This window comes from Rheinheimera pacifica, assembly GCF_024809855.1.
In the GTDB taxonomy this organism is placed as follows: domain Bacteria; phylum Pseudomonadota; class Gammaproteobacteria; order Enterobacterales; family Alteromonadaceae; genus Alishewanella; species Alishewanella pacifica_A.
The window spans coordinates 43,170-65,976 of the sequence record NZ_JANUEM010000014.1 but is presented as its reverse complement, the minus strand read 5'-3'; the positions used below and the strand labels follow the sequence as shown (position 1 = coordinate 65,976).

The 22,807-nt window shown below is 49.2% G+C and carries 14 protein-coding genes; 6 read left to right on the top strand and 8 right to left on the bottom strand.

Features of this window, described 5'->3' with window-relative positions; all coding sequences use genetic code 11:
* Position 1 precedes the first annotated feature (1 nt).
* Entirely contained in the window at positions 2-370 is a 369-nt protein-coding gene (flgB, locus tag M2404_RS16255) for a flagellar basal body rod protein FlgB (protein WP_310503102.1), read from the bottom strand.
* Positions 371-469: 99 nt separating this feature from the next.
* Between flgB and flgA the strand changes: the two genes are divergently transcribed.
* The 5 genes from flgA (at position 470) to M2404_RS16230 (ending at position 3,873) form a co-directional block, all read left to right on the top strand.
* On the top strand, positions 470-1,240 hold the full coding sequence (flgA, locus tag M2404_RS16250; RefSeq protein WP_259240812.1) for a flagellar basal body P-ring formation chaperone FlgA: 771 nt from the start codon (positions 470-472) through the stop codon (positions 1,238-1,240).
* Positions 1,241-1,303: 63 nt separating this feature from the next.
* Positions 1,304-1,594: a flagellar biosynthesis anti-sigma factor FlgM gene (gene flgM / locus M2404_RS16245; protein WP_259240811.1), complete on the top strand. Its 291-nt coding sequence runs from the start codon at positions 1,304-1,306 to the stop codon at positions 1,592-1,594.
* Entirely contained in the window at positions 1,591-2,022 is a 432-nt protein-coding gene (gene flgN / locus M2404_RS16240) for a flagellar protein FlgN (RefSeq protein WP_259240810.1), read from the top strand. The genes flgM and flgN overlap by 4 nt, the downstream gene beginning before the upstream one ends.
* Before the next feature lie 35 nt (positions 2,023-2,057).
* Entirely contained in the window at positions 2,058-2,489 is a 432-nt protein-coding gene (locus M2404_RS16235; RefSeq protein ID WP_259240809.1) for a bactofilin family protein, read from the top strand.
* Positions 2,490-2,679: 190 nt separating this feature from the next.
* The gene (locus M2404_RS16230; protein ID WP_259240808.1) at positions 2,680-3,873 is read left to right on the top strand and encodes a GGDEF domain-containing protein; all 1,194 of its coding nucleotides are present in this window, start codon (positions 2,680-2,682) and stop codon (positions 3,871-3,873) included.
* Between the two features lie 187 nt (positions 3,874-4,060).
* Here M2404_RS16230 and M2404_RS16225 read toward each other — a convergent pair whose 3' ends face one another.
* Genes M2404_RS16225 through M2404_RS16210 form a run of 4 tightly spaced genes read right to left on the bottom strand, consistent with a single transcriptional unit; the run spans position 4,061 to position 16,452 of the window.
* Complete coding sequence (locus tag M2404_RS16225; RefSeq protein ID WP_259240807.1) at positions 4,061-4,414, bottom strand: immunity protein Imm33 domain-containing protein; 354 nt, start codon at positions 4,412-4,414, stop codon at positions 4,061-4,063.
* Complete coding sequence (locus M2404_RS16220; protein ID WP_473091815.1) at positions 4,411-5,490, bottom strand: RHS repeat domain-containing protein; 1,080 nt, start codon at positions 5,488-5,490, stop codon at positions 4,411-4,413. The genes M2404_RS16225 and M2404_RS16220 overlap by 4 nt, the downstream gene beginning before the upstream one ends.
* 47 nt (positions 5,491-5,537) lie before the next feature.
* Complete coding sequence (locus M2404_RS16215) at positions 5,538-6,017, bottom strand: hypothetical protein (RefSeq protein ID WP_259240805.1); 480 nt, start codon at positions 6,015-6,017, stop codon at positions 5,538-5,540.
* A 4-nt stretch (positions 6,018-6,021) separates the two neighbouring features.
* The gene (locus tag M2404_RS16210; RefSeq protein WP_259240804.1) at positions 6,022-16,452 is read right to left on the bottom strand and encodes a chitobiase/beta-hexosaminidase C-terminal domain-containing protein; all 10,431 of its coding nucleotides are present in this window, start codon (positions 16,450-16,452) and stop codon (positions 6,022-6,024) included.
* 310 nt (positions 16,453-16,762) lie between these two features.
* Between M2404_RS16210 and M2404_RS16205 the strand changes: the two genes are divergently transcribed.
* Positions 16,763-17,380 (top strand): TetR family transcriptional regulator, encoded by a 618-nt coding sequence (locus M2404_RS16205; protein ID WP_259240803.1) that lies wholly within the window; start codon positions 16,763-16,765, stop codon positions 17,378-17,380.
* An 81-nt stretch (positions 17,381-17,461) separates the two neighbouring features.
* On the opposite strand, the gene M2404_RS16200 is transcribed toward M2404_RS16205, so the two are convergent.
* The 3 genes from M2404_RS16200 to M2404_RS16190 all read right to left on the bottom strand — a co-directional run bounded on the left by M2404_RS16200 (position 17,462) and on the right by M2404_RS16190 (position 22,423).
* The gene (locus M2404_RS16200; protein WP_259240802.1) at positions 17,462-20,611 is read right to left on the bottom strand and encodes an efflux RND transporter permease subunit; all 3,150 of its coding nucleotides are present in this window, start codon (positions 20,609-20,611) and stop codon (positions 17,462-17,464) included.
* 15 nt (positions 20,612-20,626) lie between these two features.
* Positions 20,627-21,781 carry an efflux RND transporter periplasmic adaptor subunit gene (locus tag M2404_RS16195; RefSeq protein ID WP_259240801.1) on the bottom strand — a complete coding sequence of 385 codons (1,155 nt, stop codon included), beginning with the start codon at positions 21,779-21,781 and terminating at the stop codon, positions 20,627-20,629.
* Positions 21,782-22,021: 240 nt separating this feature from the next.
* Positions 22,022-22,423, bottom strand: a complete 402-nt coding sequence (locus M2404_RS16190) for a hypothetical protein (protein WP_259240800.1) — start codon at positions 22,421-22,423, stop codon at positions 22,022-22,024.
* Positions 22,424-22,807: the final 384 nt, after the last annotated feature.

Genomic DNA, 22,807 nt, shown 5'->3' with positions numbered 1-22,807 from the left:
CTTACTCTCCTTTAATGGCTTTTTGCAGGCCGCTGATTTTCATATTCATAAAAGTAAGGCTGGTTTGAAAATCCATGCTGTTGGCAGCGAAATTAGCCTGCTCAATATTCAGCTCGGCCGTGTTGCCATCGGCAGATACCTGGTACGGCGTGCGATACAGTAACTGATGCCCGTTTTGTGCGACCTGATACGGTTTGTCCATGCCGTTGCTCATGTTGTAAGCCACATCCTGCATAACTTGCTTGTAGTTGATATCCCGCGCTTTAAAACCAGGCGTATCGACATTGGCCAGATTGCCTGCAATAATTTCAGCTCGGTCCAGGCGTAGCTGTAATGAAAACGGGTGTACACCAAGCGCTTTATCAAACATATTCAGGTTGCTCTCTTTACACAGATTGCCTTTGCTTACCCTGGGTTTTACAAGCTCTGTGCCACAATTAAAAAGCGATATGTATCAATGAATTGCTATATGAATACGCCAGAATCATCACCCAAAGCGGAAGTAACGCTTCCGCAGCGGAAGCTGGCGCTTTTTCCTGCAGCCTGCACCATCCTGGCGCTGTTACTGCTAATCGTCTGGCCAGCGCAGGCCACACCCGGGTCTACGCCAGAGCAACAGCTTAAACAGCATATTCAACAAGAGCTGCAACAGTACCTACGCCAGTTAGGGGTAAAAGCCCGCCAGCAGGAGATCCAGCTTAATTTACCCTCAGCACTGAACGACAGCCGCTGCGACAAGCTTGATATCAGCCGCCGCCAGCAAACCGAGCCACCGCTGGGCCGGGTTAGCTACAGTTTAAGCTGCACCTCGCCGCAGCGCTGGCAAAGCCGGGCGGTGGCACAAGTAAAACTATTTTTACCGCTGGTAGTAGCCAGCCGTACGCTGGAGCGCGATGAAGTGCTCACTGCTGATATGCTCAGCCTGCAGGATTTGGATATCAGTAACATACGCCACGGCCTGGAGTTTGATGCCACAACCCTGCTGGGCATGACAGTAAAACGCCGTATAAATGCAGGCAGCCCGGTTAGCCGCCATCTGCTACAGGCGGCTTATCTGGTGCAAAAAGGTGCGCAGATCACTTTGCAGTACCGTGGCGATGGCTTTGCTGTTGCCACCAGTGCTATAGCCCTTAGTGATGGCCAGCTGGGCGAGCGGATCAGTGTGCAGAATGTCAGTTCCGGTAAAGTAATTGATGCCATCGTAACCGGAGAAAATAATGCAGAAACCACACAGAAATAAATTAAAGTTTCACCGGTACCGCGCCGCTTTAATTCAACAGAGCCAAATTGTGGAACATACAGTATGCAAATAGATCCGAAAAACCCGCTACAGGTAAACCCGGTAAACCGGCTGACACAAGAGCAACACAGTGCAGAGCCAGCCAAAGCCCGGGTAGCAGACAAAACTGAAGCTGGTGTCAGTCAGGTCAGTGCCTTTAGCCGTTCATTGGAACAAACCTTTCAGGCACTGTCAGACAAAGACAGTGTAGATATGGCCAAGGTGCAGCAACTTAAACAAGCTATCGCCAATGGTGAGTTGCGGCTGGATGAAGACGCGCTGGTTAGCGCTATGCTGGAAATGCACAAACGATGAGCGCTCAGCTGCTGAAACAATTTATCAGCAGCCTGCAACAGGATGTGCAGCGGCTGGATCAGCTGAATCAGTTACTGGAACAACAGTATGAACTGATGAGCCAACGCGACAGCACCCAGCTGCAGCAGTTGAACCAACAGTCACTGCAACTGATGACAACACTCGAGCTTAGCCACAACGAACGCGACGCGCTGCTGCAACAGTTTGGTTTGCAAAATAACCGCGACGGTATGCGCCAACTGGTAAGCCGCTTACCGGCACCGGTGCAGCACGGTACCCGCCAGTTACTGCAGGAACTGACATTAAAAGCCCGCTTATGCCACGCCCAGAACGAAAAAAGCGGTAAGCTACTGGCCAGCCAGCGCCAGCTCATGCAAAAACTCACCGGGATGGACAGCCGCACCAGCTATCCCGCCATGCCGCTGTAACTGCGGCCAACCTTTACCACAGGAAGCCAACAACCATGTTTTCAGCTAAAGCTATGCAGGATAAAACCGGTACTAAACATGCAACATTGCTTTCTGAAGGCTGTGAATTACAGGGCGACCTGATGCTCGATTGTAATATGCAAATTGACGGCCAGTTGCTGGGTAATATCCGCAGTAGTCATGCAGTAACCATTAGCCAACCCGGCCGGGTACAAGGCAAAGTTTACGCCCGTCATCTAATCATAAAAGGCCACGCCGAAGGCGAATTTTATGCCGAGCAGGTTGAAATTCTGCAATCGGGCGTACTAAATGGTACTATTTACAGCGATAATCTGAGCATTGAATCAGGTGGCCGCTTTACCGGTGAAGTACAGGCAGCAGATGCCAGCAGAAAAACCGGCAGCAGTAAACCTGTATTGCCACTGCACAATGCCAGAGGCAAAGTGCTGAGTATGACTACAGCATAAAATGGCACCAATTAACACTACTTATACCCAATGGATTTCAAGATGCACGTAGGCGGCAAGTGAGCGAATCCCCATGAGCATAGCAATACTATGTGATTGGGGTGAGTGAACGCAGCCAACAACCGTGCATCTTGAAAGACGACGGGTATATTAACGCTACCAATTAAATATCACCGAGGTTTGGGTGCATTTGTTTGTTCTGTTACCGCTGCTGCTGATCCTGTTGTTGCAATGGCAGTTTGCTCCGCTGGCCTCAACCATCAGCGCTCAGTTTCCGCACATTGTTGCAGCCATGCTATTGCTAACAGCCACTCTGGCCAGCCTGATGCGGCAATGGCACTGGTTATACAGCCTAAGTCTGCTTGGCAGCCACTATTATGTAGTGCAACAGGCGCTGCAACGCCCGTTAACCGACCCAACAACTGCGGCCCTTAGTTTTACCCTGCCGCTGTTGTTCACCGTGCTGATACTATTACTGCAGCTGCAGCAAAAACCGCAATTGCTTACCCCACGCGGAGTATTACTGCTACTGCTGATGCTACTGGCGCCTCCGCTACTGCTATTGTTGCCACTGGCCGATTGGCTGGCATTGTTACCCCTGCCAGCCGCCTTTTTTCAGCCGGTATCAGCACAATTTTTGCTTAGTTGGGGCCAGTTATGGTGGGTAGCGGTTATCGCTGCCTGTTGGTTAGGGTTACTCAATTTTTACGCTGCCAACAGCCAGCGCTGGGGCCAGTTTGCCGCCTGGTTGGCCATAATGCTGTTTTATCTGTTAATCCAGCAACCACAGATGTCGGGCTGGATGACACTGGCAGCCAGTTTAAGTTTGCTGCTGAGCCTGGCCAGCCAGATGCTGCAACTGGCCTATATTGACGAGCTAACCCAGTTACCGCAGCGGCGCGCCTTGTTAAACCACTTAAGCCGACTTGGCCGGCGCAGTGCGGTTACTATGCTGGATGTTGATCACTTTAAAAAATTTAACGACACCTACGGCCACGATGTTGGCGATCAGGTATTAAAACTACTGGGTTCTTTACTTGGCAGCGAACGCGGCCTAAGTGCTTACCGCTACGGCGGCGAAGAGTTTACGCTGGTATTTCGCCACAATAATAAAGACACCCTGGCAGAAAAGCTGGAACAGGTGCGCGCTAAAGTTGCAGAATACCCACTGGTGATCCGCCAGCAAACCCGGCCACAAGACAGTAAGCAAGGCAAGCAACAACGCGGCAATACGCCAGGCAGTAAAACCGTGCATGTTACCATCAGCTTAGGCTGCGCCATCCGCGCCCCCGGCGAAACCACAGAACAACTGCTAAAACGCGCCGACGAAGCACTATACAGCGCCAAAAAAGCCGGTCGTAACAGAGTGGCTTTTGCAAAATAGGGTGTTAAATTCGCAGCAATTTTAATTGCTTATATGCTTCTTACTTTTACTTGAGCAAGGTGGCTATTGGGCATAAAAGAGTAAAATACAAAGCAACGCCCATTACTGACAGGACATCTCAAAATACTGAACCGCCTCTATAGAAATTTTATAAACCTCGCATTACATCACAGGCAAAAACCAAAATTTAGACGTCAAGCAAGCTCTCATCGAACCATACGTCTTCGTAATCCCCAGCGATAAGAAACCTCCATCCGGGCGCCAACCCCATATACTTTTTGACCTGGGGACACCAATCGTCAAGATGCTCAACGTGCAACGGTTTAAAGAAAACCGCATCATCGGATAACTCTTCACCAGCATAAATATACCACCCAGTAGTATCACCTTCCGGCGGATGGCGAAAACCATTAATAGGCACAATTCCTTCACGAACATTGCTAGCGATACCAACTTTAAGATCGCCTGGAGAAGCAAGAAATTCTGCGTCATATTTTTTACACAATTCCTTTTGCAAATCTTCTATAGCTGAAGTCGTCATAACCCTAGCTCCTGTTTCTGTTGCTTGGAGTATCGACTCATCTCTGCCCCCTGCCTTGCTGAACATGCTGGGCATTGTGGCTGAACCGCATCCAAGCTTCGCATCTTGGCCTGATCAATCGTACCCGTTTCGTAATACTCCTTAACGAGAGGAGTCTTGTGATCGGCAACCTGTCTGTTTGCGATATTTCCGCAATCAACACATGGTTGATTCTGTACTGACTCTCGCTGGGCTTTCGTCGTAGCACCAGATGGTCGTTTATATGGAGTCGTAATGTCTGGTGTTTTCTTTTTAACAGCATTAATAACACCTTCTGCGCCCTCAACCAGTTTACCGCCAACTTTACCAACTGCTTCAATTTTCTTTCCGACAATACCAAACATCGATTGGGCCGCGCCACTGAAATCCCCCTCCATGCCAGCATTAAACGCGTTTACAATATCCGGAACGGGATTTATAACATTATCAAATATCCATGTAGCTGCCTGCTGGCTCACAGAGGGCTGATAAAGCTGCTCCCACAGAACTTGCTCAGCTGATGGCTTTTGCCCACTGGCCACTTTAGCCGCATTTTGCAAATTAGCACTCTGGTTGCCTTTGCTCACGTCTTCCGTCTTCGAGCTGCCCTGCGTTTGGGCCGCTTTTGCCGTATCTTCCTTCTGCTTCTCTATCGCTGAGTTACATTGTTTTCCACGCTGGTTATGGCAATCATATCCCGTTGGGTCGGTATAGCTTAACGGGTTATTAAATACATAGGTATACCGGTTTAAACTCTGTGCATCGCGTGGGTCTTGCACGATTGGGTCTGCCTGGATAAAGCGCCCCAGCTCCGGGTCGTATATCCGCCCGCCCATATGAATAATGCTGGCATGGTCTACCTGAATATGCCCGGTATAGCCTTTTTGCGTAATATTCAGCAAAGCGGCAAGATTTGGCAGTTGGCTAAATGGGTTTGTATAACCCTGCCAGCTGTTGGCATTTCTGCGTTTACCAAAGGCATCAAAGCTGGCCGTTTCTACGATAGTGCCATTGGCATCGGTAATCACACTGCCCGAGCCTAAGTGGTCGTTAAACACATAGTGCAGGCATTTGACTGCCAGTACTCTGACTTTTTGGACTTTAACTACACAGGAATTCCTAAATGCTTTTTAATTGCAAGCACCGCACTACTCTTTTTTCCATCGTAGTATTCTTCTAACCTTTTTCTGACATGCTCAGAAAACCAGACGCTAAATAACTCCAGGTCTTTAACTTCAGATAAGCTTGCTGGGTTTGACTTCCCATCTTGGTAAATAAAATACTCATCAGAACCAACTGGTTTATGTAAGAATTTGCCTGATAGCAGGAACTCGCCATCCAACTCAACTTTACCAATTTCCAGCCATTTACCATGTTTAGGTTCACCTTTCCCTACGAAAATGCGGAATGCGATTGGGAGGCCCAACAACAAATCAGGAATTGTTGCAGAATCCGACAAGTAGTCAAAAAAGGTAAATTCCTGTCCAATACAATTGACACAAAAAGTAAAACTTTTATCACCCAACGGAACTGCATAAACTTTTCCCAAGTTTCCGGAATGTCTCATTTTTTTCTCGACGACCATATATTTATTTCCAGTCCAATCTTAACCTGTTAGGGGAATTATCTTGCAAATCTCCAAACTCCCTTCGTGTCGCCATCATGTAGAACGGACGATTAGGGTTGAAATCCGCGACTCCATTTATCATATTTCTTGCGGTTCCACCTACACTTCTAGCCCCTCCATAATAATCTATAAGCTGTTGCTCTCTGCCTCTAATAGCATGGCGATTTATAGAAAAACGATCAACAGTGGGAGGTAAGAACCCCTCAGAATTCAAGTGCGGCTGACCTATTGCTCTCCTATTAACCAATTCCTCCGGAGTGCCATACCCACCAGTTCTCCCAGCATAGACCTGCCCCGTATCTGGATTAAATCTAGTATAAGTGACATATAGATAAGGTTCTTTGGAGTCATTAGCGACATCACCAGACATCGACAGTACTGCTCCAAGTATCCCACCTTTTGCTACGTGTTTAAGCCCTGACATCAGGGACTCCCCAGCCCCGACAGCCCCAGCTTGGCCACTACCGTTAAGCCCTATAGCTATTAAACCCAAAGCATCTTGATACCTGTCAAGGTCTCGCCCACCGCGCTTGGCTTTTTGCTCTAGCTGTCGAAGCTCACGCATTTGCTCAGGTGTTGGCTTTTGCCCACTGGCCACTTTAGCCGCATTTTGCAAATTAGCACTCTGGTTGCCTTTGCTCACGTCTTCCGTCTTCGAGCTGCCCTGGGTTTGGGCCGCTTTTGCCGTATCTTCCTTCTGTTGCTCTATCGCTGAGTTACATTGTTTTCCACGCTGGTTATGACAGTCATATCCCGTTGGGTCGGTATAGCTTAACGGGTTATTAAATACATAGGTATACCGGTTTAAGCTTTGCGCATCGCGCGGGTCTTGCACGATTGGGTCTGCCTGGATAAAGCGCCCCAGCTCCGGGTCGTATATCCGCCCGCCCATATGGATAACCGCAGCATGGTCTACCTGAATATGGCCGGTATAGCCTTTTTGCGTAATGTTGAGCAAAGCTGCAAGATTTGGCAGTTGGCTAAATGGGTTTGTATAGCCCTGCCAGCTGTTGGCATTTCTGCGTTTACCAAAGGCATCAAAGCTGGCTGTTTCCACGATAGCGCCATTGGCATCGGTAATCACACTGCCCGAGCCTAAGTGGTCGTTAAACACATAGTGCAGCGTGGTGGCACCTGTGCTTTTTATCGTGTGAATAGCAATATCACGGATATAGCGCTTTATTTCACTGCTGCCGTCCGGCTGGTAAATCGCTTCATGGCCACCTACGTAGTAAGTCACCATATCGCCACCGGCTTTTTTGTCTATCCGTTTTACCAGCTTTTCTGTCGCATCGTAATTAAAGCGGCTTTCACCCTGGTTTGACCAAATAGTGTGCGGCTTATCAAACGCGGTGTAATCTACCCGTCGCGTTAAGCTGCTGCCCGCATAACGGTGTGTCTGGTTGCCTCGGGCATCGTAACAAAAACGCCGGGTGCCAATTTGGCTTACTGCGTGTACACCCGGTGTCACACTGCACGAGCTGGCTTTAGTGCCATATTGGTAGGTAGCCGCGTTTTCTACATCCGACTTGGTCAGAATATTGCCGTTATCCAGATAGGTCATCCGCTGGCTCAGCACGCCATTAAAAGTGACCGTTTCCAGCCTATTTAACTCGTCATAACCAAAGCTCTCGATTAAATCGGCACTACCAAAGGCATTTAGGTTACTGCGGTAGCGCAGGTTACCCAACTGGTCATAGCGATAGTACTGGTGTTGAATAAGGCCAAAACCAGCAAACAGCCCGGTTAAACGGCCAGATTTAGCGTCATAGTCGCGATCTACCTGTATATGGTTAGCTGCCTCAGCCTGTGTCAGGTTTTGATAAGCATCAACCTCCCGCATCCGGTAGTACGCCTGGCCGGTTTTTACCTCAAAAATCCGGTTCATATGGCCATGGGCATACTGGTATTGCTGGCCATAGCCGTTACCGGCAATATCCATATCGCGGAACAGCCGGCCGTATTCGTCGTAATAGTACGTCCGGCTCCAGCTCTTGTTGTCTATCTGGTAACTTTCGGTAAAGGGCCGGTGGTAGCTGTCATAGCTATAGCTGGTAATGCTGCCGTTATGGCTTTGTTGCTGGATAAAAGGCGTATTTGCATAGTTAAAGCTGTAGCTAAGCGACGTGGCACCGTGCACCGTATTGGTACTAACAATCTGGCCAACAGCATTGCGGTAATGGGTTTTTACTATGCCGTCCGGGCTGGTGCGGCTTGCATCTTCGCCCAGCGCATTAAAGCCATAACTGATATTGCCCTTATCGGGGTCATTCATTCCTGTACGGCGGCCATAGCTGTCATAACTAAGCGATGTTATTGCGCCACCTACTCCCGTTACTCTTTGTGGCATGCCCAGAGCAGTGTAAGTAAAGTGGGTATTATTACCCAGGCTATCGGTAGAATAGCTTACTTCACCACGGCCATTGTGCTGCTCTTCCCGTGTACGGTCCAGGCTGGCACTACTGCCTGCATCGCTGTAACTGCCACTGATATATTGCGTAACCTTACCAGCGTAATAACTAAAACGGGTAGCTAAGTCATCAGCCGATTGTACCGCGCCTTTGCGGCCTAAGGCATCATAGCTTAAGGTATCGTAGTAGGCTGTTTGCCCATTAATATAAGGCTTTGACACCTTAACTGGCCGCATTAGAGTATCGTAAAGGGTATCAGCCAGACTCCAGCGGCCATCAAGTAACTGAATAGCCTCCCGCACTTTATTACCATTGCTATCCAGATAAGTAATAGTGTCTGGCTGGTCTGGCGATGACATAACCACTGCCAGCACAGCATTGACCGGGCAATCACTACGATTACTACACAGCTGTTTAGCGACCTTGCCAGAGCTGCCCTGATTGGTGTAACTAAAATAACGCTCACCAAAACTGTCATAACGATAATACTCACGCTGTCCGGCGCGGCTATCGTACTGGTTGAACCGTACCTCTTGTGCCTGCCCCAACTTATTAAAGCTATGGAATGACTGCTCGGTGTAATACGGATTACTGACCTTTGTTAGATAACGGCCGGTAGTGTCATAACTGAAAATTTTACGCCGGAACACTTTCTCAGCATTATCCTGAGTATCGGGTACCGATGCATCACCACAGTTTTGTGCAAAATGCAGGCTACACTGCGTTTGCTCAGTAAGATTACCTTTACTGTCGTAACGCATAAAAGTTTGCAGATACAAGCTGGCATCACTACTGTCCGGCTCCTGAACCACCTGCTGCACACTACCGTTGGTGTTATATATGGTGTCAGCAGTTTGGCTTATAGTGCTCTGGCCCGTGCGGCTTCTGCCAGTAACTGTGCGGGTTGGCCGCTTAATACGCCAATTAGCAAGATCTTCATCGGTGTACTCATAGCTGACTGTTTGGCTGCTGCTGGTATTATCCAGCTTGTCAGATACTGTAGTGACTGTGCTTTTTACTCTGGGATAATTGGTAGCGGTCATTTCAAAAGTAGTTTCTACTACGGTAGTCAAGGCCGCAATAGCAGAAGATATGTCGCCATAGTCAGCATTAAGGTAGTAATTATCCGTCTGCTGTTTACGTGGTGCCACAAAGCGGCTTTGGTTATTGTTGCTTGCCAGGTTCCACCAGGTTGCTACGGTAGTACGTTCAGCCAGCTGGCCGTCGACGAATGTCTCAGATTTACTCAACATCCCATTAAAAGGCGAGTCTTGCCGGAAGTACTTAATGGTTTTGGTTTTCGCAGTGACATCTTCTGTTGTTACTTCTGCAAAACCAAGTGCACCACGGCCACCGGCCTGCGTTTTCATGCCTTTATAGCTATATTCAATTTCTTTATTTAACGGCTGGCCGCTTTGCGATAAACCGGTAACTTCAGTTACTCTGGCCACTACCGGCATGGTGGAGACAATATCGCGCACCTTTGAACCACTGCCCCAGTTAGCTGCCGCTGCACCGGTGCCTTTTTGGTAAACTTGTGAGTCGTTTAACCGGCGGTATTCAATTGCGTAATTCTTGCCTAAACCGTTCTCAACTGAAATAAGCTTATCCAGCACTTCGTTGTTGGTGTTGCGATCAAAACGGATATGGACTTTTTGGGCGGCGACATCAAAATAGATCAGCTCGGGTTGGTCATTACCATTCAGATCTGCCCATAGGTAAGGGTCTGTTTCACGAATAGACCAGCTAACACTGCCAAGCTGAACCGCAGAGGCTGACGCGTCTGACAATGACTGCCGCCAGTAAATTTTCTTATCGTGCACATAGACAATATCATCTTTACCATCGCCGTTAATATCAGCCAAGCCCTTAAGGCAGTTTTGGTTATTTGAATAGGAGTTGCAAGTAGAAGGTACATTTCCAAATGATGTTGAGGCATTCTGGAAATTTCTGCCCGTTTTTACATAACCGAGGTAGTCAATAACACCATCTCCGTTTATATCGCCCGGGATCTCATACTTATCCATATACCTGCTATCTTCATAAGGCACCAGTACTCCACTATAGTGCTGACCGTTTGTCTGGTTTAATTCAATAACATAATTATCACCAATAAACTCAGCCGGCGTATCACCTGTTTGTGGATCATACATTTCACGATAAAAATGTACTGGCACAGCTCTATCTAACAGCCCATCACCATTGTAATCAAATACAAAATCAGACAGCCTTTGTTCCATACCATAAGGTCGTACATAATATTCAATGGAGTAATCACCGCTATACATATTCTCGTCAATAAACTGTTGCATTGCGGCCGATGACGTTCTGGGGCTTACCTCATCTACACCATCACCATCCCAATCATAATAAGCGACATAGCCATAGTTGATTTCTTTTATACCATCGCCATTGGTATCAATTAGTCGCCAGGGAAAGTGGTAGACAATTGGTTCCATATTGCGGGCATACTTAAATGGTCTTAAATCAACATTAAGCAGCGATTTATTACTCTGGTAGGTAAAGGACTGCCCGATAAATTCAAACGCAAAGATTTTACCGGTTTCACCATGCAAACTTGATACAAAAAGCTCTGCCTTACCATTATCATCAAAATCAGTGACTTGTAATTTATAAGCTGGGCAGGAGCCATACATCTCCCGTTTGGTACAATTGGATTTGCCCTGCACAGAGCTATAAGAACCCAGATTAATAACAACCTCATTGCTTTGAAAACCAGCCATATCATAATCAGAGTAATCCAGCCGGGTTAGCAGGCTGCAAATACCACTGGTTGTGCCGTTACACATTTGTACTGTTTCAAGCAGGCTGCGCCCACTAAAACCGCTTAGCCGGTAACCCAGATGGTAGCTTCTGATTAACTGATTGCTATGGTTGCTGATAGTAATGGCCGCAATTCGTGAGTCATAAACCAGTTTATTACCCAAATAATAATGAGTAGACGCATCCGACCGGTCTTCATATACCATTTCAACCTGATTACCTGCATAGCGGATAAACTGCAACAGCGGAGCATAATTCAGCCTGCGTAAGTACAGGTATTCTACTTGCTGGCCAAACAGGTTGGCCTTTACTGATTGCAGCCAGCTATAGGGTTGCTGCGATATACTGTCAATCTGCCGGCTTTGTGCATCGTCACCAAAAATGACGGTTTCACCATTCGGGCGGTACAGCGTAAAATAGCTGCTCGCACCATTGCCGCTTTGCACAACTTTAACATCCGGCTGTTTATCAGCCCGGTACTCGGCACCGCCTCTGAGGTTAGTACCAGACACCAGGCGCAGCTTTTCTCCATCCAGACATAAAGCGTCCTGGTCGGTAAAGGTAATTTCCTGGTAACGCCCATCACCTTCCAATACCTTCTGGCAGCGGCTAATCGACGAAACGGCAGCTAAACTCCAGCCTAAGCCTGCATCACCGCTGCCACCTAAAGACGAGTAGTTCAGTGCAAGCTCTGGCGTATAGCCGCCAAGCCCCGCAGGTAACGTTATCGGAATGTTATAGGTTGCGGCCCCCTGGTTGGTTACCGTAAAGTCACCCGCCACAGTCATGACGGAGGTCGAAGCGGCAGATTCTGCCGGAATGGATACGCTAGCAGCGGCAGGTACTGCAGTAATAAAATCACTGTCAGCGCCATTTTCAGTAATTGTTACTGCACTGCTTGTAGCAGACCAACCCGAGCAACCAGATGTGTTACAGGCACTTAATTGGTAGGTATATACTCCTGCTCCCACATCATTAAACACACATTGATTTTGCTGGCAGGAGGGGTTATTTGCCACACTAAACTCTTGCCATGTAGCCCCATTTTTACTTTGCCTTAGCTTGTAAGTGGTAGCTCCGACAGTTTGCGGCCAGCTAATAGACACTCTGCCACTACCTCCACTAACCTGAGGCTTAGACGGCACCGGCGGCACTATAGTGAACACTTTAGTGATTTCGCTACTCTCTGCCATACCGGTCTTAAACGCTTTTGCTCTTATTGTCGCGCTCTGGCTTAAAGCTATGGCGGCAGTATATTGTGCTGAGCTTGCCGTTACAGCAGAGTTATTTAGCGTATAGCGTATAGTCGCCCCACTGGTGGTTGTACTGAGCGTAACGTTTACCTGGCTGCTATGGCTGCCGCCATTAGGCGTGGTTACCGGGGTGGCCACCTGGCTGATAGTGACTGCATTGCTTAGGGCCGTGTAATTTGAACAACCACTACTGTTACAAGCTCGTACTTTAAAGGTATAACTGCCAGCCTGTGTCCAGGGACGGTTACTGGAGGTGCCGCTGATATTGACAACTTCTTCTCCCCAAACTGCGCCGTCTTTATAGCCCTGCATCCGATACGTCGCAGCACTACTCTGTGTGGTAGCCAACCCGCCGTCCTCTTTAAGTTGCAGAGTCTCAGCAGGAGCAGGGCCACCCAAAGGAATACAAGGCTCACCGTCGCGGCAATGGCATGTACCGGTATAGTGACATGGATCAAGCGGTGGCGTGCTGACAACCCAACTAACTACAATATTATTGCCGCTTAAACTGGCAGTCGGGTTTGGAGGCACAGCAGGCAGTGGCGGCGGGGTCAGGGTGACCGTCGCCGCTGACCAACCGGAGCATCCACTGCTGCTGCAAGCTCTGACCTGATACTGGTGGTTAGCCCCCGGTGTCGCGGGAAAGGGGTGGACCCGCGTCGTGTCTTTGTTGATTTCGTTCTGCCAACTGCCATTCAGGCTCTGGCGGATATGGTAAGCAGTGGCGTGGGTAGCCATATTCCAGCTGGTATTGATGGTTGTGCCGTCCAGGCTGGCTGCCAACCCGGTAGGAATGGCTGGCACCGGCGACAAACTTACCTGATTACTGACTGCCGAGAAAGTTGAGCAGTAGTTATTGGCATTACAGGCCTTGACCTGATATTGGTAACTGTTGCCTGCGGTACCGGTCGTGTTATAACCAGGAGTAATAGCGTAGATATCGCTACTCCAGTTGCCACCATTGACTCGTTGCTGGACACGGTAGGACGCAGCACCGCTAACCGGCAACCAATTGGTGCTAAGTGACGTACCATTAAAGCTTGCTGTTGGGGCTGCAGGCACCGCAGGCACCTCCAGTACATTAATGCTGTTACTGACTGCAGCGTAAGCCGAGCACTGATTGTTAGCATTGCAGGCTCGTACCTGATACTGATAACTCCCCGCTGCCAAACTGCTAAAAACGCGATTGGTACCGGTGCCGGCATTGATTTCAGTCTGCCAGCTACCACCATTCAGCCGCTGCTGAATGCGATAGCTGATTGTGCCAGTGCTTTGTATTCCTGCATCGGCCTGCAGAGCCGAGCTATCCATTGCGCCGTCATCTTCCTTTATCGCAGCAACCGGAATGTCGCCGCCACCCAGCGGAATGCAAGGCTCGTTTTCACGGCAATGACAGGTGCCAGTAAAGTGACATGGCGGTGGCTCGCTACCGCCGCCTGCCCAACTAACAGTGATACCGTTCACCGAGGTCAGTGACGCTAACGGGATCGGCGGCAACGGGGGCACCGCCAGGATGGCCGCACTGTCGCTCATCGGACTATAAGCCGAGCACTGGTTATTGGCATTGCAGGCTCGCACCTGATACTGGTAGCTGCCTACAGCCAGACTGGAAAATACCCGGCTAGTACTGGTGCCAGCATTGATTTCCGTTTGCCAGGCACCACCATTGAGCCGCTGCTGGATACGATAACTGGCTGCACCGCTAACAGCCACCCAACTGATGGTAATACTGTTACCATTAATGCTCACTCCCGGTTTAGCCGGTGTCGCAGGCACAGCCAGAATCGCCGCCGCATCACTGATAGGGCTGTAAGCCGAGCAGTAATTATTGGCGTTACAGGCGCGCACCTGGTACTGGTAGCTGCCTACGGCCAAACCGGTAAAAGCCCGGATGGTCGCGGTACCGGCATTAACCTCAGCCTGCCACGCCCCGCCATTTACCCGCTGCTGGATCGTGTAAAAAGTGGCGCCGCTAACCGTACCCCAGCTCGCAGTAATGCTATTACCGCTAACACTGGCAGCAGGTTTGGCCGGTGCGGCCGGTGTTGCCAAAATAGACCTGGCATCGCTAACAACGCTATAAGCCGAACACTGGTTATTAGCATTGCAAGCTCGTACCTGATATTGGTAGTTTCCGACCGCCAAACCGGTAAAAGCACGACTGGTACCGGTGCCGGCATTGATTTCAGTCTGCCAGCTGCCACCATTCAGCCGCTGCTGAATGCGATAGCTGATTGTGCCAGTGCTTTGTATCCCTGCATCGGCCTGCAGAGCCGAGCTATCCATTGCGCCGTCATCTTCCTTTATCGCAGCAACCGGAATGTCGCCGCCATCCAGCGGAATACACGGCTGACCATCAGAGCAATGACAGGTGCCAGTATAGTGACATGGCGGTAGCTCGCTACCGCCGCCTCCTGCCCAACTAACAGTAATACTATTGACTGAGGTTATAGAGGCAACTGGCTTAGCAGGTGTTGCCGGGACAGACAATACAGATCGGCTATCACTTACCGGGCTGTATACTGAACACTGGTTATTAGCATTACAGGCACGCACCTGATATTGATAGTTTCCAACATTAAGGCCAGTAAAAGCGCGACTCGTTGCCGTTCCTGCATTGATTTCACTTTGCCAACTGCCGCTATTCAATCGCTGCTGAATACGGTAACTGGCGGCACCGCTGACTGCATTCCAACTAGCCGTGATTGTGTTGGCGCTAACACTGGCAGTAGGCTTAGCTGGTGCTGCCGGTATAGCGACAATACTAATTGAGTTGCTGACTGCAGTGTAAGCCGAGCACTGATTGTTAGCATTACAAGCTCGTACCTGATACTGATAACTCCCCGCTGCCAAACTGCTAAAAACGCGACTGGTACCGGTGCCGGCATTGATTTCAGTCTGCCAGCTACCACCATTCAACCGCTGCTGAATGCGATAACTGATTGTGCCAGTGCTTTGTATCCCTGTATCGGCCTGCAGAGCCGAGCTATCCATTGCGCCGTCATCTTCCTTTATCGCAGCAACCGGAATATCGCCGCCACCCAGCGGAATGCAAGGCTCGTTTTCACGGCAATGACAGGTGCCGGTATAGTGACATGGTGGTAGCTCGCTACCGCCGCCCCCTGCCCAACTAACAGTAATACTATTGATTGAAGTTAAAGAGGCTGTTGGCTTAGTCGGTACAGCAGGAACCGACAAGATAGAGATACTGCCGCTGATAGCAGACCAGGCCGAACAGGCCGAAGCATTACATGCCCTAACACGATAGCGATAACTATTGCCCGCCATACTACTAAAGGCATGACTGCGTGTAGTCCCCTTATTAATCTCAGCCTGCCAACTACCGCCATTGACACTCTGCTGAATACGATAAGAAGTGGCACCCGTCACAGCGCTCCAACTGGTGTTAATGGTATTGCCGCTAAGGCTTACCGTAGGCGCACCCGGTGTGGCCGGTGCCGGCTCCGAAGCCACCAGGCTAATAACATTACCTACCCAATACCCGGAACATCCCCAATCGTTACAAGCTGCAGCCTGATATTGATAGGTATTACCAGCACTACCAGCAAACTGCTGGCTTAACCCCCAAACTGTCGCAACAGACTGCCATGCACCACCATTTATTCTCTGCTGTATCAGGTAATAGTATGCATTGGTGGCATAACTCCAGTTGACAGTAATAGTGTTACCACTTGCACTGGCAACAGGCGAGCTAGACATATAAGGAGGGGTTCGCTGGCAATCAGGAGATTGTATATTGCTATTCGCCGCACCCTGCTCACTTTGTTGTTCAGCACTATCCTGAATAGAGAGTGGGATGCAATTATTCAGCTCGGCATCCGATACTGGCAACTCTGCATCTGCAGCCGCACAAAAGTTTATAAGCAGTAGTAAAAAAACAAATACATTACTATGCTTTGCAGCATCCCTTGCAATTTTCAACATAAACATCCCTGATCATATTACAGCCAAATAAGCTGCCAATTATTAATACAAAAAACATTATGTCAACAAATAAGTTGGCAATAAAAATTACAAATTGTATCCATAAAATATAATAATCGAAACTTTCAAAACAACTTCACTTATAAAATAAAAAGTAACCAACAAAAAAGCACGTTGTTACATCCAGTGATTTTCTATTCTGGTGCAGGATAGCCAGGTATTTATGACTATATTAGGTTAGGCTCTAAGTGGCAAAATATGGTAAAATTGCCGCCATATTAAGCTGATAACAGGGTTAAGAGACAACAAAATGGCAAGACGTACCAAGGCCGAAGCCGAAAGCACCCGGGCAGCAATTTTAGATGCTGCAGAAGTGTTATTTTTTCAGCACGGTGTATCGCGTACAACATTGGAGAAAATCGCCGTAGCTGCCAATGTTACCCGTGGTGCTATATACTGGCACTTTCAGAACAAGGCTGATTTATTCAATGCCATGCTGGAGCGGGTGCGGTTGCCATTTCAAACCCTGTTAACAGAAATAGATAATAACCCCACTGCCAACCCTTTTGAGCAAATCCGCAATTTAATGATTAATGGCTTGCAGCTTATTGCTTCCAGTGCGCAGCATCACCGGGTACTAACCATTGTGTTCCACCGCTGTGAATACATTGATGAACTGAACCCGGCAGTAAATAAGCAGGATGAACTGGATGAGCAAACCATTGCAATACTGCAACGTGCTTTTGAGCGAGCCGCCCAGGCAGATTTGCTGCGCGATGGTATTTGCCCCTATCTGGCGGCAACAGCTTTACATATGTACATGGGTGGTATTATCAGTAATTTTCTGCTTAAACCGCAGCAATGCGATTTATATCAGCACGCCTGTGCCCTGGTTGACGCTATGCTGCAGGGCCTGAAAAAACCATAAAAAAACCGGCTGTTCAGCGTGGGACCAAAAAGCCGGTAAAGGTACAAACTTAGCAGGGCAGCAACGCTGCCCTGTGTTACTTTAAGACTGCTTTACAACTTCGGTGTTACCTTGTTCAGTATCGTCTTGCTGCGTGGTTTTGGCCTTTGTTGCAAACACACGCATGATCACCAGATAAAACACCGGCACCAGAAACACTGCCAGTACAGTGGCTGAAATCATACCGCCCAGTACGCCGGTACCAATGGCATTACGGCTGGCAGACCCTGCACCACTGCTGATAACCAGCGGCAGTACGCCTAATGAAAACGCCATTGACGTCATAATAATGGGCCGTAAACGTAAGCGCACAGCTTCTAATATGGCATCTACCAGTGCTTTACCCTGGTGTTGCAGTTCACGGGCAAATTCAACTATTAAGATCGCGTTTTTCGATGCTAACCCCATGGTGGTCAGCAAGCCCACCTGGAAGTAAACATCGTTACCCAGGCCGCGCATATAAGCAGCTGTCAGTGCACCGACAATACCCAGCGGTACTACCAGTATTACTGCAAAAGGTACGCTCCAGCTTTCATATAGTGCAGCTAAACACAAAAACACCACCAGAATAGACAGCGCATATAAAGCCGGTGCCTGTGAGCCAGACAGTTTTTCCTGATATGAGGTTGCCGTCCATTCAAAACCAATACCGTCAGGTAACTGGCCAATTAAGCGCTCCATTGTGGCCATTGCATCACCCGAGCTGGAACCCGGTGCCGGTTCACCCTGAATTTCCATGGCCGACACGCCGTTATAGCGCTCTAACCGTTGCGGACCATATACCCAATCACTGTTGGCAAAGGAGGCAAAGCTAACCATCTCGCCGTTGCGGTTACGTACATGCCAGCGTTTGATATCTTCCGGTGTCATACGAAACTCAGGCTCGGCCTGCACATACACTTTTTTCACCCGGCCGCGGTCAACAAAGTCGTTAACGTAGGTAGAGCCCCAGCCAATAGACAAGGTTTGGTTAATATCGCTAAGCGACACGCCAAGCGCCTGTGCCTTTAACTGATCGACAGAAATTTGTAACTGCGGCGCGTCTTCCATACCGTTTGGCCGCACACCTACCAGGTTTTGTTGCTGTGCTGCCATACCCAGTAACTGATTACGTGCATTTAATAATGCCGCATGCCCTACGCCGCCACGGTCTTGTAAAAACAGCGAGAAACCGGTTGCCCGGCCCAGCTCGGCAATAGGCGGCAGGTTAAAGGCAAAAATCTGTGCCTCTTTCACCGTGCCAAAGAAACCCCATGCACGGCCGATAACTGCTTGTACGCTATCTTCCGGGCCACGATCTCCCCAGTCAGCCAACCGCACAAACGCCAGGCCCATATTCTGGCCCCGCCCGGCAAAACTGAAACCCGATACCGTAAACACTGACTTTACCGCGGCCTCTGTGCCATAGTGTTCAGCCACTTTATCCATAACAGCTTCGGTGCGTTCCTGGCTGGCACCGGTAGGCAGTTGGATCATGGTTAAAAACACGCCTTGATCTTCTTCCGGCAAAAACGACGTAGGCAAACGCATAAACATCAGCGCCATAACAGCCACAATAGCGCCATACACCAGCATCGACCGCTTCGGCCGTGCCAGCATACCGGCTACACCGCGCTGATAATTACGGTTGGTACTGTCAAAACCACGGTTAAACCAGCCGAAAAAACCGCCTTTGGCGTGATGATCGCCCTTAATGGGTTTTAACATGGTAGCACAAAGTGCCGGGGTGAAAATTAACGCCACCAGCACCGACAACGCCATGGCGGTTACAATGGTAATAGAAAACTGCTTGTAGATGGCCCCTGTTGCACCACCGAAAAATGCCATCGGCACAAATACCGCAGATAACACCAGGCCAATACCTACCAGCGCACCGGTGATCTGGCCCATAGATTTACGCGTGGCCTCTACCGGGCCCAGGCCTTCTTCGCTCATTACCCGCTCAACGTTTTCCACCACCACTATGGCATCGTCTACCAGCAAGCCGATAGCCAGCACCATACCAAACATGGTTAGGGTATTAATGGTAAAACCAAAGGCCGACATCACACCAAAGGTACCCAGCAGTACCACGGGCACAGCCAGAGTAGGAATTAACGTAGCGCGGAAGTTCTGTAAAAACAGATACATGACCAAAAACACCAGAATGATGGCTTCAATCAGGGTTTGCACTACCGAGCTGATAGATACTTCCACAAAAGGCGTGGTGTCATAGGGGATCACAGTAGATAAACCGGCCGGGAAGTAAGGTTCCAGCTCAGCCAATTTAGCCCGTACCGCATTGGCGGTATCCAGAGCGTTAGCGCCGGTGGCCAGTTCAATAGCCAAACCGGTAGCCATTTTGCCGTTATAACGGGCAATAACAGAGTAATCTTCGCCGCCAAGCTCAATGCGGGCCACATCAGACAGCTTTACTGTTGAGCCATCGGCATTAACTTTAAGCAAGATCCGGCCAAACTCTTCAGCCGATGTCAACCGGGTTTGCGCCAGAATAGCCGCATTAAACTGCTGGCCCGGTAACGCAGGCGCGCCACCAAGCTGCCCGGCAGTGACCTGATTATTTTGTACCTGAATAGCTGAAGTTACATCGGCCGGTGTCAGCTGATACTGGTTTAGTTTATCAGCGTCCAGCCATACCCGCATGGCATACTGGCTACCAAACACCTGCACATTACCTACACCCAGTGTACGGCTTAGCGGATCTCTTACGTTGGCAACGACAAAGTCGGATATATCATCACGCGCCATGCTGCCGTCTTCAGAGATAAACCCCACTACCATCAAAAAGCCGCCGTTAGATTTGGCAACCCGCACGCCGTTTTGCTGCACTTCCTGCGGTAATAACGGTAACGCCTGTTGCAGTTTATTTTGCACCTGCACCTGGGCAATATCCGGGTCGGTACCGGTTTCAAAGGTTAAGGTCAGGCTAACATTACCGGACGAATCGGTATTGGCCGACATATACATCAGATTGTCCAGGCCGTTCATTGCCTGCTCAATAACCTGGGTTACCGCGTCCTCAGCCGTTTGCGCCGCAGCACCACGGTAAGACGCACTAATACTAATAGCCGGAGGTGCTACACGCGGATACTGTTCTACCGGTAATTGCTTAATAGACAACAACCCGGCCAACATTATTACTATTGCAATTACCCAGGCAAAAATTGGCCTGTTAATAAAGAAATTTGCCATCTGCTACTCCTGAGTTTACTGCGCAGCAGTATTAGCGGCGTCGTTTTTAGCAGCAGCTTGCGCTGTAACCACTTTAACCGTGGCACCCGGCTGTACTTTTTGCAAGCCCGCCACTATCACTTTGTCACCGGCTTTAAGGCCCGACAGCACCTGCCAGCTTTGCTCAACGGTACGGCCGGTTTCAATCACCCGGGCTTCCACTTTATTTTCACCGGTTACCAGCATTACGGACGCCTGGCCTTTGGGTGTACGGCTAACTGCAGCCTGTGGCACTAACAAGGCATTATTATCGGTACCGTGGTGTAAGCGGGCCCGCACAAACATACCAGGCAACAAGTCGCCGGTTTCATTCGGAAACACTGCCCGCAGCGTTACCATGCCGGTGCTGGGATCGACATTTACCTCAGAAAACTGCAGGCTGCCTTTGTGGGCATACTCACTGCCATCATCCAGCAGTAAATCCACACTAACTTTATCAGCACCATCGCCCTGATGTTGCCGCTTTAACCGCAGCAGCTCGCTGCTGGACTGGGTTAAATCAACATAAATCGGATCCAACTGGCGAATGGTGGCCATCACCTGAGTTTGGTTTGCTGTTAACAGCGCACCTTCAGTCACGGCAGAGCGGCCAATCTGGCCGCTAATCGGGGCGGTAATATTGGTGTAGTTCAGGTTAATTTGTGCAGTTTGCAGCGCAGCTTCGCTGCTGGCTACCGCCGCATCAGCTTGCATCAGCGTAGCCTGGGCATCATCAAAATCTTGTTGGCTTACCGCTTTACCGCCCAGCAACCCTTTAAACCGGTCAGCTTTTAACTTGGCATTGTGCTGCACCGCTTTGCTGCTGGTAAGGTTAGCTTTGGCATTGGCCAGTGCGGCCTGGTAAGGTGCGGCATCAATTTTATACAGCACCTGGCCTGCTTCAACCAGTTGGCCTTCGGTAAATAAACGCTGTTTTAAAATACCATTTACCTGCGGGCGAATTTCAGCCTGGCGGTAATCTGTAGTACGGCCCGGTAATTCAGTTGTTAATGCCACAGATGACTTGCTCAGTGTTACAACTTCAACTTCCGGTGTGGCCGCTCCCTGTGCCCCGGCTTGTTCCGGCTCGCTACAGGCTACCAACAATACAGCCAGCACTGACGCACTTAACAGCTTCATATTTACACGCATACAAACTCCTGTGAGACACTGCCCCCAATAAGCTGTGCACAGCTTAGGCAGAATAAGACTGGCAATATACATACAGGCCTGTATGTAATCAAGTCTGAAATAATTGCTGCGCGACCAAAAGCGTAAAAACGCTGACCAACAGCAAGAACGTTCAGAATAAGGTTCAGTATAGTCTCGTCAGAGCAAAGCAGCACCGGACAGGCCCAACTCCGGCTCTGTCAGGTGTTTGTATATACGCATTTATTGCTGTGTAAAAACTTCAGTGTCGTCCTGGGCATCCCCGCCCGATGGCCCGGTATCCGATAGCCGGCTGGCCAACCAATGCTGAATAGTGGCGTTAGCTAATACTGCTGTGGTTTCAGAATATGCTGGCCGCGGGTAAGGTTTATGGTCTAACGCCCTCACCATATAAGACGACGCGAAAAACACACAAGCCCCCAGGCCAACTGCAGCTAAGGCATTTTTATAATCATCGTTGCCGCGGGTAATAAAAAACAACATCAACATGGCACAACAGGCAGCCATATAAACTGCGACGTAATTAAAAACATTATTACCAACAACAACACCAAGGGTATAAATGCTCAGATACACCAGCACCGGTGCAGCCAACATAAATGTAGATTTCATATACCTGTACATGGTGTAAGCTCCTGTCGTTAAGTGTTAGTTGTCATGTTCAACCGTATTCAACGTTTAGCCAGCAAAAAACAAACCAACAATATAATATTGTTTTTATTGGATTATTTTAAAAACACTTGGGTTTGCTTCTGTAGCTTTTACAAAAATTACTGGAATTTTTTCCTGCTACCGCTGTTGCTGATGATAAAAACAACACAGAAAGGCCACCACCACCCTCCTGAAAGCTATTCAGAAGTTAAGCCGTAGGCCAAAGCAGTGATGAGTTTGGTGATTTTTGTGCATAAACAGGTAGAGCGTTACCTGAGTGAAAACGCCGATATGGCGATAACCGAAGCGCTGCAGCATTTATATGACACCAAGGTCAGCGCCCGCCGCTAGGCGCTG